At 72.2% G+C, this 12,622-nt stretch carries 13 protein-coding genes; 10 read left to right on the forward strand and 3 right to left on the reverse strand.

What is annotated here, in order from left to right; genetic code table 11:
• The first annotated feature begins 51 nt into the window (after positions 1–51).
• Positions 52–1,059: a fibronectin type III domain-containing protein gene (locus ACODT5_RS22990; RefSeq protein ID WP_422521191.1), complete on the forward strand. Its 1,008-nt coding sequence runs from the start codon at positions 52–54 to the stop codon at positions 1,057–1,059.
• Between the two features lie 201 nt (positions 1,060–1,260).
• On the forward strand, positions 1,261–3,282 hold the full coding sequence (locus tag ACODT5_RS22995; RefSeq protein WP_422521192.1) for an ATP-binding protein: 2,022 nt from the start codon (positions 1,261–1,263) through the stop codon (positions 3,280–3,282).
• 176 nt (positions 3,283–3,458) lie between these two features.
• On the opposite strand, the gene ACODT5_RS23000 is transcribed toward ACODT5_RS22995, so the two are convergent.
• Entirely contained in the window at positions 3,459–3,644 is a 186-nt protein-coding gene (locus ACODT5_RS23000; protein ID WP_243341733.1) for a DUF5999 family protein, read from the reverse strand.
• A gap of 155 nt (positions 3,645–3,799) precedes the next feature.
• Between ACODT5_RS23000 and ACODT5_RS23005 the strand changes: the two genes are divergently transcribed.
• Positions 3,800–4,237 (forward strand): SRPBCC family protein, encoded by a 438-nt coding sequence (locus tag ACODT5_RS23005; protein WP_422521193.1) that lies wholly within the window; start codon positions 3,800–3,802, stop codon positions 4,235–4,237.
• 76 nt (positions 4,238–4,313) lie between these two features.
• Here ACODT5_RS23005 and ACODT5_RS23010 read toward each other — a convergent pair whose 3' ends face one another.
• Complete coding sequence (locus ACODT5_RS23010) at positions 4,314–5,543, reverse strand: acyl-CoA dehydrogenase family protein (RefSeq protein ID WP_422521194.1); 1,230 nt, start codon at positions 5,541–5,543, stop codon at positions 4,314–4,316.
• Between the two features lie 199 nt (positions 5,544–5,742).
• Here ACODT5_RS23010 and ACODT5_RS23015 point away from each other — a divergent pair, with 199 nt between their 5' ends.
• Positions 5,743–6,387, forward strand: coding sequence for a TetR/AcrR family transcriptional regulator (locus ACODT5_RS23015; protein ID WP_422521195.1), 645 nt, complete (start codon positions 5,743–5,745; stop codon positions 6,385–6,387).
• A gap of 235 nt (positions 6,388–6,622) precedes the next feature.
• Here the strand turns inward: ACODT5_RS23015 and def are convergent, their stop codons facing one another.
• Complete coding sequence (gene def, locus ACODT5_RS23020) at positions 6,623–7,177, reverse strand: peptide deformylase (RefSeq protein WP_422521196.1); 555 nt, start codon at positions 7,175–7,177, stop codon at positions 6,623–6,625.
• 123 nt (positions 7,178–7,300) lie between these two features.
• Here def and ACODT5_RS23025 point away from each other — a divergent pair, with 123 nt between their 5' ends.
• From ACODT5_RS23025 to ACODT5_RS23050, 6 genes are all read left to right on the forward strand, one after another.
• Positions 7,301–8,539 carry a Mur ligase family protein gene (locus ACODT5_RS23025; protein WP_422521197.1) on the forward strand — a complete coding sequence of 413 codons (1,239 nt, stop codon included), beginning with the start codon at positions 7,301–7,303 and terminating at the stop codon, positions 8,537–8,539.
• Between the two features lie 19 nt (positions 8,540–8,558).
• Positions 8,559–9,287, forward strand: coding sequence for a type 1 glutamine amidotransferase (locus ACODT5_RS23030; protein WP_422521198.1), 729 nt, complete (start codon positions 8,559–8,561; stop codon positions 9,285–9,287).
• Between the two features lie 191 nt (positions 9,288–9,478).
• Entirely contained in the window at positions 9,479–10,507 is a 1,029-nt protein-coding gene (locus ACODT5_RS23035; RefSeq protein WP_385371798.1) for a 6-phosphofructokinase, read from the forward strand.
• 133 nt (positions 10,508–10,640) lie between these two features.
• A complete protein-coding gene (locus tag ACODT5_RS23040; protein ID WP_422525005.1) occupies positions 10,641–11,579 on the forward strand; it encodes a cytochrome c oxidase assembly protein in 939 nt (312 codons plus the stop codon).
• 62 nt (positions 11,580–11,641) lie between these two features.
• Positions 11,642–11,770, forward strand: a complete 129-nt coding sequence (locus ACODT5_RS23045) for a hypothetical protein (protein WP_422525274.1) — start codon at positions 11,642–11,644, stop codon at positions 11,768–11,770.
• A 100-nt stretch (positions 11,771–11,870) separates the two neighbouring features.
• Positions 11,871–12,581, forward strand: coding sequence for a lysophospholipid acyltransferase family protein (locus tag ACODT5_RS23050; protein ID WP_422521199.1), 711 nt, complete (start codon positions 11,871–11,873; stop codon positions 12,579–12,581).
• Positions 12,582–12,622: the final 41 nt, after the last annotated feature.

Raw genomic sequence — 12,622 nt, forward strand, 5'->3', positions numbered from 1 at the left:
AAGATCCGCCGCACCGCAAGACCCGAGGAACGGAAGAAGAGGGCGCCCGCCGTGCACGACCCCGCACCCAGCACCGCGCCGCACCCCCCGTGCCGCTCCCGGCGGCCGTCCGTACGGGGAGCGGCGCCCGCCCTCGCGCTGGCCCTGGCGGCCGCCGCGCTGACGGCGTGCGGCGCCTCCGACACCACGCCCCCGGCGGCCCCGGCGGGGCTCACCGCCCAAGCGGGCAGCGCCACTTCGGTCCACGTCATGTGGGAGTCGCCCGCGCCCGCCGACGGGGTGACCTCCTTCCTCGTCTTCCAGGCGGACCGGCTGGTCCGTGAACTGCCCGCCGACAAGACGATGACGGACATCACCGGCCTCGCTCCGCGGACGGCCTACGCGTTCACGGTCCGGGCACGGGACGCCGCCGGGAACACCTCCCCGGCCGGCGCGGCCGCCTCGGCCACCACCCCCGCGGCCACGGCCGAGGACCGGCTGCCCCCGACCGCCCCGCCCCGTACGGAAGGCCGGGCCCTCGGGCCCACCTCCGCCCGGCTGACCTGGGCCGCGGCCGCGGATGACACGGGCGTCACCGCGTACGACGTCTACCAGGGCGACGCCCGCATCCACACGGCCGGCCCCGGCACCACCACGACGGTCCTGGAGGACCTCCGGCCCGACAGCGTGTACACCTTCACCGTCCGGGCCCGCGACGGCGCCGACAACTCCTCCCCCGCCGGTCCCGCCGCGGACGTGACCACCCCGCCCGGGCCCGGACAGCGGGCCGGCACCGCTCCGGCCGAGTTCACGGCGGTCGCCTCGCCGGGCGCGGTCGCCCTCGCCTGGACCGCCCCGGCGACCGGCCGGGAGACCACCGAGTACGAGCTCTACGTCAACGGCCGCCCCACCACCGTCATCCAGTTCGGCAAGGGCGCGGTCCCGGCCGGCCGGGCGGAGCACCGCCTCACGGTCGCCGAACCCCCCGGCACCGCATGGACGGTGAAGCTCCGGGCGCGGCTGCCCGACGGTACGTGGGGCGCCTTCTCCGAGGAACGACGGATCGAACTGGCCTCCTGAAACGCGCCCCGCACGCCTCCCGAACCGCCTCCCGAACTCCGGTCGGCGGAGCACTTCCTGACAACCTGTTCGTTCGATCTGCCCCGAACGGTACTGCGGGGAAAGAAGATCGCGCAGAATGTTCCCGTGTTCGGTGAGTGCTCGGTCAACAACAATCAGGCAGATTCCGCGGACGGCGATCCTGGGCCAGACTCTGGCGCCGTGCCGGGAAACCTGCCGCCGGAAACGGCGAGCTTCGTGGGCCGTGAGCGTGAACTCGGCCTCCTGTCCGACCTGCTGCGCGAGCGGCGGCTCGTGACGCTCACGGGCGTCGGCGGCGTCGGCAAGTCCAGGCTGGCCCTGCGGGCCGCCGCCGACCCGCGCCAGCGCAGGCCCGACGGGATCTGGTGGGTGGAGCTCTCCCCGCTGCGCGACGCCGAACTGCTCACCGCCACCGTGGCGCACGCCCTCGGTCTCGCCCACCAGTCCCCGCGCCCGCTGGACGAGGAACTGTGCGCGTGGATGGCCGACAAGGAGCTGCTGCTCGTCCTCGACACCTGCGAACACCTGGTGGCCGCCTGCCGCCACCTGGTGGGCGAACTCCTGCAGTCCGCGCCGGGCCTGACGGTGCTCATCACCACCCGCGAGCCGCTCCGCAGCCCCGGGGAGGAGCTGGTCGAGGTCAGCCCGCTGCCCAGCGACGGGCCCGACAGCGACGCCCTCGCGCTGTTCCGGGCCCGCGCGATCGCCGCCACCCCGCACGCGGCGGCCGCCTTCGCCGACCCGGACCGGGCGGCCCTCGCCGCGGACGTCTGCCGCCGCCTGGACGGGATCCCCCTCGCCCTCGAACTGGCCGGAGCCCGGATGCGGCTCTGGACCCTGGAACAGATGGCGCAGCGCCTCGAAGGCCGCTTCGACCTGCTCGCCGGCACCACCACCGCCCGGCTCCCCCGGCACCAGACGATGCGCACCGCGATCGGCTGGAGCCACGAGCTGTGCGAGCCGGTCGAACGGCTGCTGTGGGCCCGGCTGTCGGTGTTCACCGGGGACTTCGACGTCGCCGCGGCCCGCGCGGTGTGCTCGGGCGGCCCGCTGCCCGCCGCCCGGGTGGAGCGGGTCCTGGCGGGCCTGGTCGCGAAGTCGGTGGTCCGCTGCAGCCGCGAACGGGGCGCGGGCGCCCGCTACCGGCTGCTGGACACCATCCGCGAGTACGGCCAGGACTGGCTGGCGGAACTCGGCGAGGAACGGGGCGTCGCCGACCGGCACGCCCACTGGTACGCGGCCCTCTCCAAGGCCGCCGACCCGGGCTGGATGGGCCCCGGCCAGCTGGACTGGTACCGCAGGATGACCGCCGAGCACGCGCAGCTCCGTACCGCCCTGGAACACCTGCTCCGCTCGGACCCCACGGCGGCCCTGGAGACGGCAGGCGCGCTCTGGTTCTTCTGGTTCTCCTGCGGCCACGTCCACGAGGGCCGGGCCTTCCTGGAACGGGCCCTGAGCCGGGGCCCGCGCTCGGGAGCCGCCTACGTCCAGGCCCTGTGGGCCCTGGGGCTCACCGCCCTGCTCCAGGGCGACCTGGCCACGGCCGAGGAGCTCGGCAAGGCGTGCACCGGGGCCGCGGCCACGCTGGCCGACCCGGAGCCGGAGCTGCGCGCCGCGTACCTGCACGCGGTGGCGGTGCTGATGCCGGGCGATCCCGTACGGGCCCTGGCGCTCGCCGGCCCCCGGGCACGCGGGGGGCACGGCGGGAGACCCAGCGGCGTGGGCTGGCTGCTGTGCCGGCTGGCCACCGGCTACGCCCTGTGCGACCTCGGGCGCTTCGAGGAGGCCGAGCAGGAGGCGCGGGGCCTGCGCGAGGCCTGCGCCGAGCTGGGCGAGCGCTGGCTGCGGGCGTACGCGGACTACATCCTGGCCGTGGCGGCGCTGGGGCTCGGCCACCACGGGGAGGCGGCCCGGCACGCGCGGGCGATGCTGTCGGGCAAACGGCTGCTGGGCGACCGCTTCGGGATCGCGCTCGGTCTCGACCTGCTGGCGGCGGCGGTGGCGGCCATGGGAGACGGCGAGCTGGCGGCCCGGCTGCTGGGCACGGGGCACGCCTGGTGGCGCACGGTGGGCCGGCCGCAGATGGGCTCCCCCTCGCTGACGGCCGTGCGCGACCAGGGCGAACGGCAGGCCAGGGCGGCGATCGGCGACGAGGCGTACGAGCACGCCTTCCTGGGCGGCGCGGCGGCGTCCACCGGCTGAATCCCTGTCCTTGGGTTCAACCAGTGGACGACGCGGCCAGTGGCGCGTCGGCGTAACTCCGGGGCTCCCGTCAGTACGGGAGGGGTCTGCCCGACGGGGTACGCAGGTCCAGGTCTCGGGGTGCGGGCTTCGGGACGGGCTTTCGGATCAGCTGCTGGCGCATGCTGCCTCCTCGCTCAGACCAGGGCCGGGCGGCGGGGTTCCACCGTGCGGCCGTCGGGGAGCAGTTCACCTGTGTCATCGAAGACCACGGCACCGTTGCACAGCAGGTTCCAGCCCTGTTCGGGGTGGAAGGCCACGGTGCGTGCGGCGTCGTGGTCGACGCTGTCGGCGGTAGGGCAGGGGGGCTGGTGGGAGCACATGGCGCACCTCCTCGCAGAGTGGGGCGGGAAGGCCGGTGGTCACCCGGTCGAATCCGCGATCCACGGTGGCGGTGAGTATTGCTGATCGCCACCCCCGGACGGAACCCATATTCGCCGCCCAGTTCAGGGTGTGTATGCCCGATTACGATGCGCTCATGCCCGCTATCCGGATCATTCACCGCACACTTCTCGACACCGGGGAGGCGTGGAGGAGGCTGACGGACTGGGAACACCACGCCGCCGTCGTCCCGCTCACCCGGGCGATCATCGAAACGCCGCCTCCCACGCACACCGGAAGCCGTTTCACCATGCGTACGGGCGTGGGGAGCGTCACCTTCGACGACCCGATGGAAGTCACCTTCTGGCAGCCCCCGCAGGGCGGCTCCGCGGGACTGGTCCGGCTCGTCAAACACGGCCGTGTGGTGCGGGGCCGGGCGGAGATCGAGCTCCGCCCCTCGCCCGCGGGCGGCTGCGAGGCCGAATGGCGCGAGGAACTGCGCGTACGCGGCCTGGGCCGCCCGTTCGACCCCCTGGTCGCGGCGGCGGCGCGCCTCCTCTTCACCCGCGCCCTGAAGGCCCTCCTGCGCCCCTGAGGGCGCCACCGGCACGCGAAGGGGCCGGGGGCCGCCCTGAGGCGGCCCCCGGCCCCTTCCCCGCCCGAGCCCCGCGCTAGCGGATCGGCATGCCCGAGAGCGTGCGCGCGATCACCAGCCGCTGGATCTCGCTCGTCCCCTCGAAGATGGTGTAGATCGCGCTGTCGCGGTGCATGCGCTCCACCGGGTACTCGCGGGTGAAACCGTTGCCGCCGAGGATCTGGATCGCCTGCGCGGTGACCTTCTTCGCGGTCTCGCTCGCGAACAGCTTGGACATCGAGCCCTCGGCCGAGGTGAAGGGCTTGCCCGCGACCGCCATCCAGGAAGCCCGCCACACCAGCAGCCGGGCCGCGTCGATGGAGGTCCGCATGTCCGCGAGCTGGAAGGCGATGCCCTGGTTGTCGATGATCGGCCGGCCGAACTGCGTACGGGTCTTCGCGTAGTCCAGCGCCACCTCGTACGCGGCGCGCGCCGTGCCGACCGCCATGGCGCCGACGGCGGGGCGGGAGGCCTCGAAGGTGGCCATGGCCGCGTTCTTCACGCGCTCGCCGCCGCCCGCCCTGGCCCGCTCACGGGCCCGCGCGAGCCGCTCGTCCAGCTTCTCCTTGCCGCCGAGCAGGCAGGAACCGGGGATCCGTACGTCCTCCAGCACCACCTCGGCGGTGTGCGAGGCGCGGATGCCGTGCTTCTTGAACTTCTGCCCCTGGGACAGGCCCGGGGTGTTCGGCGGCACGATGAAGGAGGCGTGCCCCTTGGTCCCCAGCTCCGGGTCGACCACGGCCACCACGATGTGGACGTTGGCGATGCCGCCGTTGGTCGCCCAGGTCTTGGTGCCGTTCAGCACCCACTCGTCCGCGGCCTGGTCGTAGACGGCGCGGGTGCGCATCGCGCCCACGTCGGAGCCGGCGTCGGGCTCGGAGGAGCAGAAGGCGGCGACCTTCACGTCGTCCGGGGTGCCGTACATCTGGGGGATCCAGGTGCCGATCTGCTCCTCGGTGCCGTTGGCGACGACGCCGATGGCGGCGAGCCCGGTGCCGACGATGGACAGCGCGATGCCCGCGTCGCCCCAGAACAGCTCCTCCATGGCCATCGGGATGCCGAGGCCGGTGGGGTCGAAGAACTGCTGGGCGTAGAAGTCGAGGGAGTAGATGCCGACCTTGGCGGCCTCCTGGATGACGGGCCACGGAGTCTCTTCGCGCTCGTCCCATTCCGCGGCGGCGGGGCGGATCACGTCGGCGGCGAAGCCGTGGATCCAGTCCCGTACCTGCTTCTGGTCGTCGTTGAGCTCCATGGTGAACTCCGCCATGTCCCCTCCAGCTTTCTCTGCACAGTAGTTACCAGCGGCAGTTACCAACGGTAACCCTCACTCCGACTCCAGTCTGTTACCGGCCGGTAAGCACTGTCAAGCAGCGGCGATGACGGACCGCCGATGAGATCACCAGGGTGTGCGGGGTGTTACGTTGCGTGGGCCTGAAGGACATCGCAAGGGCGGGGAGTGACACGGCATGGAGACCACACGGCAGTCCGGCGAGCCGGGAGCGGGCGAGCGCCGGCGGCGGGAGCTGCTGGAGGCCGCCGACCGGGTCGTCCTCAGGGACGGCCCCAAAGCGTCCATGAACGCCATCGCGGCGGAGGCCGGGATCACCAAGCCCATCCTCTACCGCCACTTCGGCGACAAGGCGGGCCTCTACCAGGCCCTGGCCGTCCGGCACACCGACGCCCTGCTCGACTCGCTGCGCGCGGCACTGGACGCCCCCGCCGAACGGCGCAGCCGGGTCGAGGCCACCCTCGACACCTATCTTGCCGCGATCGAGGCCCGTCCCCAGGTCTACCGCTTCCTCATGCACCCGGCCGAGGACTCCCAGGCCCCCGAACGCGGCTTCGACGTCGGCCTGCACTCGGCCCCGCTGCTGCGCCGCCTCGGCGAGGAACTGGCCCAGGTGATCGGCGAACGCGTGGACCTGGGCCCCGGCGGCGAACGCCTGGCCCGGGTCTGGGGCCACGGCATCGTCGGCATGATGCACGCGGCGGGCGACTGGTGGCTCGGCGAACGCCCCTGCGACCGCAAGGAACTCGTCAGCGCCCTCACCGACCTCCTATGGGGCCGCCTGGCCACAGCCGGCAACCGAGCGGACGGCCCGGGCTTCTGACCGAAGCGGGCCGCCGGGACCCCACTCGACCCCGCCGGGGGCGCGTCCAGCCCCCGGGACCACCCGGCCCGCCCGGGCACGTCCGGCGCCGCCGGGCCAAATCCAGCCCCGCCGGCGTTTGAGGCGCGGGTCCGGGCAGAGCCCGGCGCCCGGCGGAGCCGGGGTTCCCGGGGCGCCGCCCCGGACCCGCGCCTCAAACGCCGGCGGGGCTGAAACAGCCCGGGCCCACCGCAAGCTAGTCGCGCAGCGCAGCCGCGCCCCAGTCCGTCTTGCGGATCGCCCGCCGCAGGCGCCGGGCCCGCAGCCCCGTCACCCGGTCCGCGTACACCACACCGGCCAGGTGATCGCACTCGTGCTGCAGGCACCGCGCGAAGAACCCGGTCCCGGCCACCCGCACGGCCGCGCCGTCCGACGTGACCCCCTCCACCACCGCGCTGTCGTAGCGGAGCGTCCCCGCCTCCAGCCCCGGCAGGGACAGGCAGCCCTCGGGCCCCAGGTACTCGTCCCCGTCGGCCGACACCAGGCGCGGGTTGACGATGTGCCCGACGTGCCGGACGTCCTCGTCGTCGGGGCAGTCGTATACGAACACCCGCTGCCCGACGCCGATCTGGTTCGCGGCGAGGCCGACGCCCTGGGCGGCGTACATCGTCGCGAACATGTCCTCGATGAGCCGGTCGAGGGCCGGTCCGAACTCGGTGACCTCCGCACAAGCGGAATGGAGCACCGGGTCGCCCAGCAGGCTCATGGTGCGGACGATGCCGGAGGTACCGGGGAGGGGGCGCTGTCGCATGGCGGTAAGGGTACGACGGGCGACTATATGAGGAGATCTTCGGCAGACCGGGGGCGCCGCGGTCGGGGCGCGGGCAGGTCATGGATAGGCTGGGGGCGACCGACGCAAGGAGGACAAGGGACGATGGCAGGCAACACGGAGCCGCTTTCGCCGCGGGCCAAGCTGGCCGTGACGGCGGGCAAGGCCGCAGCGGCGGTGTCGCGGGCCGCGGGACGCGGAAGCGGATCGGTGATCGGAGGCAAGGTCGCGCTCAAGCTCGACCCCGATCTCCTCGGCGCGCTGGCGCAGCATCTCGACGTCGTCCTCGTCTCGGCGACGAACGGCAAGACCACGACGACCCGGCTCATCGCGGAGGCCCTGCGGGCCAGCGGCCCGGTCGTCTCGAACGCACTGGGCGCCAACATGCCCGCGGGCATCACCTCCGCCCTGGCGGGCGGCTCGGACGCCCGCTACGGCGTCATCGAGGTGGACGAGAAGTACCTGGCCGGAGTGGCCCGGGACGTCACCCCCAAGGTGATCGCCCTGCTGAACCTCTCCCGCGACCAGCTGGACCGCGCCGCCGAGACCCGCATGCTCGCGGAGAAGTGGCGCGAGGGCCTCTCGGGTTCCAAGGCGGTCGTCGTCGCGAACTGCGACGACCCGCTGATCGTGTGGGCCGCCTCCTCCTCCTCGAACGTGGTCTGGGTCGCCGCCGGCCAGGAGTGGAAGGACGACGCCTGGTCGTGCCCCTCCTGCGGTGGCGTCATGCAGCGTCCGGGCGACGACTGGTTCTGCGGCGAGTGCGGTTTCCGGCGTCCCACCCCGAGCTGGGTGCTCTCCGGCGACCACGTGCTCGACCCGCACGGCAGCGCCTGGCCGATCAGCCTCCAGCTCCCGGGCCGCGCCAACAAGGCGAACGCCGCCATCTCGGCCGCGGTCGCGGCCGTCTTCGGCGTCCCGCCGCAGGTGGCGCTGGAGCGGATGTACCAGGTGCAGGCCGTCGCCGGACGCTACGACGTGGTGAGCTTCCAGGGCCGCGAACTGCGCCTGCTGCTCGCGAAGAACCCGGCCGGCTGGCTGGAGACCTTCTCCCTGATCGACCCGCCGCCGACCCCGGTGATCCTGTCGGTGAACGCGCGCGGCGCGGACGGCACCGACACCTCCTGGCTGTGGGACGTGGACTACCCGCGCCTGGCCGGCCACCCGATCTTCGTGATCGGCGACCGCAAGCTGGACCTCGCGGTCCGTCTGGAAGTCGCGGGCCTGGACTTCCGCGTGTGCGAGACCCTCGACGAGGCCGTGCAGCTGGCGCCGCCCGGGCAGATCGAGCTGATCGCCAACTACACCGCCTTCCAGGACGTGCGCCGCCGCGTCGGCAACTAGTACCCATAAGGACAAGAGCATGAGCGACAACAGCCTGCGTCTGGTGTGGGTCTACCCCGACCTGCTCAGCACGTACGGAGACCAGGGCAACGCCCTGGTCGTCGAGCGCCGGGCCCGCCGGCGCGGCCTGGACGTACAGCGCGTGGACGTGCGCAGCGACCAGCCGATCCCGACCTCGGGCGACATCTACCTGATCGGCGGCGGCGAGGACCGGCCGCAGCGGCTGGCCGCGGAGCGCCTGGTGCGCGACGGCGGTCTGGAGCGCGCCGTCTCGAACGGGGCGATCGTCTTCTCCGTCTGCGCCGGGTACCAGATCCTGGGCCAGGAGTTCGTCAACGACGTCGGCGAGCGCCAGCAGGGCCTCGGCCTGCTGGACGTGGTGACCGTGCGCGGCGAGGGCGAGCGGTGCGTCGGTGACGTGCTGGGCGACATCGACCCGCGGCTCGGGCTGCCGCAGCTGACCGGCTTCGAGAACCACCAGGGCGTCACGCACCTCGGCCCGACGGCCAGGCCCTTCGCGCGGGTCACGAAGGGCCGGGGCAACGGCACCGGCGACGGCACCGAAGGCGCGTACAACGACACGGTGTTCGGCACGTACATGCACGGTCCCGTGATGGCGCGCAACCCGCAGATCGCGGACCTGCTGCTGAAGCTGGCCCTCGACGTGAACGCGCTGCCGCCCATCGACGACCGCTGGTACGAGGCGCTGCGCGCCGAGCGCATCGCGGCGGCCACGCAGCCCGCGTAGCCCTCTCGGCACCCGTTGTCCGGCCCGGATTCCCCTGGTGGGATCCGGGCCGACGTGTTTTCGTACGACTGATCTGACCAGCATGTGGAGGATGGTTCAGTCCACCCTCGATCCGCTTGTAGGGTGCTGGGTAGTTCCAACCGGACGACGTGGTCCGGTCGTCGGCCCACGTTGCAAAGGTCCTCCCTGCCATGCGCATAGGTGTGCTCACTTCCGGAGGCGACTGCCCCGGGCTCAACGCCGTCATCCGCTCCGTCGTGCACCGCGCCGTCGTCGACCACGGGGACGAGGTCATCGGTTTCCACGACGGCTGGCGCGGCCTCCTGGAGTGCGACTACCGCAAGCTCGATCTGGACGCCGTCAGCGGCATCCTGGCCCGTGGCGGAACGATTCTGGGCTCCTCCCGGGTCCAGCCCGCCCATCTGCGCGACGGCGTGGAGCGGGCCCGCGGCCACGTCGCCGACCTCGGCCTGGACGCCATCATCCCGATAGGCGGCGAAGGCACCCTGAAGGCCGCGAACCTGCTCTCGCAGGGCGGCCTGCCGATCGTGGGCGTCCCCAAGACGATCGACAACGACATCGCCTCCACCGACGTCACCTTCGGCTTCGACACCGCCGTCGGCGTGGCCACCGAGGCGCTGGACCGGCTGAAGACCACCGCGGAGTCCCACCAGCGCGTGATGGTCGTGGAGGTCATGGGCCGTCACACCGGCTGGATCGCCCTGCACTCGGGCATGGCGGCCGGCGCGCACGCGATCGTCGTGCCGGAGCGCCCCTTCGACATCGAGGAGCTGACGGCGATCGTCGGCGAGCGCTTCGAGCAGGGCAAGCGCTTCGCGATCGTCGTGGTCGCCGAGGGCGCCAAGCCCGCCGAGGGCAGCTCGATGGCCCTGGAGGAGGGCGGCACCGACATGTACGGCCACGAGCGGTTCGCCGGCATCGGCAACCGCCTCGCCGTCGAGCTGGAGGACCGCCTCGGCAAGGAGGCCCGGCCGGTCATCCTCGGCCACGTCCAGCGCGGCGGCACCCCCACCGCCTACGACCGCGTCCTCGCGACCCGCTTCGGCTGGCACGCGGTGGAGGCGGCCCACCGGGGCGAGTTCGGGATGCTCACGGCGCTGCGCGGCACGGACATCGTGATGGTCCCGCTCGACGAGGCCGTCCAGACCCTGAAGACGGTCCCGGCCGAGCGCTACGCCGAGGCGCAGAACGTTCTGTGATCTTTCCCCCCTTCTACGTGTCACTCCTGTAATGGGCGCCCCCGGACGATTTCCCGTCCGGGGGCGGCATTACTGTGGTGGGGCACCACGGGTCAAGGGAGTGAAGAGATTGAGTTACCTCGCGCACGACGGCATGGACATGCACGACATGGACCTGCCGCCCTTCACCCTCGGGCGCGGGCTGGAGTTCTCCTTCGACGCCTTCTTCCTCATCGGCTCGCTCCTCGGCCTCGCGCTGTACGGGTGGGGCGTGCTGCGGCTGCGCCGGCGCGGGGACTCCTGGCCGGTCGGGCGGACGGTCGCCTTCACCATCGGCGTGCTGAGCGTGGCCCTGGTGATGTGCACCAAGCTGAACGACTACGGCATGGTCATGTTCAGCGTGCACATGGTCCAGCACATGGTGATCAGCATGCTCAGCCCGATCCTGCTGCTGCTGGGCGCGCCCGTGACGCTGGCGCTGCGCGCGCTGCCGCCGGCGGCCCGCGGTCACAAGGGGCCGCGCGAGCTGCTGCTGATGCTCCTGCACAGCCGGTACATGAAGGTGATCACCCATCCGGTGTTCACCATCCCGATGTTCATCGCCAGCCTCTACGGGCTGTACTTCACCCCGCTCTTCGACTTCCTGATGGGGTCGAAGACCGGCCACATCGCGATGATGGTGCACTTCCTCGCCGTCGGCCTCGTCTTCTTCTGGCCGATCATGGGTGTGGACCCGGGCCCGCACCGCCCCGGCTACGTGATGCGGATGCTGGAGCTGTTCGCCGGAATGCCCTTCCACGCCTTCTTCGGCATCGCGCTGATGATGGGCAGCGAGCCGATGATCAAGACGTACGCGAACCCGCCCGCCTCCCTCGGCATCGACCCGCTGCTCGACCAGCAGTGGGGCGGCGGCATCGCCTGGGCCTTCAGCGAGATCCCCTCGGTGCTGGTGCTGATCGCGCTGGTCTACCAGTGGTACCACTCGGAACAGCGGGCCGCGAAGCGCTCCGACCGCTCCGAGGACCGCAACGGGGACCAGGAGCTGGCGGCCTACAACTCGTATCTCGCCTCACTCCAAGCGCGTGGCCAGTAGCGCCGGACCGCCTTGAGGCGCCACCATGGGGCATGACCGGATCCGTGAAGGCTATGGCAGTGATGACCTTCGCCTCTCTGGTGGCGATCGCCACGTATTCCGTGGCCCTCGGAAGCAACGGCTGGCTGTGGTTCGGCTGGGTCGTGCTGGGGCTGCTGACCGCGGGAATGGCTGCCTCGGGCGGTGCCTGAGCAGCTACCTGAGTAGGTACCTGAGTAGCCGCACCCTCCACCCTCTGGTGAGCCGTCCGTAGGATGTCCGTGACCAAGGGACGTCGACGGGAGCCGCCTGGTGTTCTACCACTTGCTCAAGCACGTGATCCTGGGACCGCTGCTGCGGCTCCTGTTCCGGCCCCGCATCGAAGGACTGGAGAACATCCCTGAGGACGGGGCCGCGATCGTCGCGGGCAACCACCTGTCCTTCTCCGACCACTTCCTGATGCCCGCGATCCTCAAGCGGCGCATCACCTTCCTCGCCAAGGCCGAGTACTTCACCGGACCGGGCGTGAAGGGACGGCTCACCGCCGCCTTCTTCCGCAGCGCCGGCCAGATCCCGGTCGACCGCTCCGGCAAGGACGCCGGTCAGGCCGCGCTCCGCGAGGGGCTCGGGGTGCTGTCCAAGGGCGAACTGCTCGGCATCTACCCGGAGGGCACCCGCTCGCACGACGGACGGCTGTACAAGGGCAAGGTCGGGGTGGCGGCGATGGCGCTGGGCGCCGCGGTGCCCGTCGTCCCGTGCGCGATGGTCGGGACCTTCGAGATCCAGCCGCCCGGACAGAAGCTCCCCAAGATCCGCCGGGTCACGATCCGCTTCGGCCGGCCGCTGGACTTCTCCCGGTACGCGGGCATGGAGGGCGAGCGGGCCGTGCTGCGGGCCATCACCGACGAGATCATGTACGAGGTCCTCGCCCTGTCCGGCCAGGAGTACGTGGACCGGTACGCCGCCGAGGTCAAGGCGGAGGAGGAGCAGGCACGGAAGAAGGCCCGGCGCAGGACGCGCTGAGCCCCCTCCCGTGTCATGCGGAACCGTTCCCGCCCGGTCCG

Origin of the sequence: Streptomyces tatrensis, assembly GCF_049310065.1 — a bacterium.
In the GTDB taxonomy this organism is placed as follows: domain Bacteria; phylum Actinomycetota; class Actinomycetes; order Streptomycetales; family Streptomycetaceae; genus Streptomyces.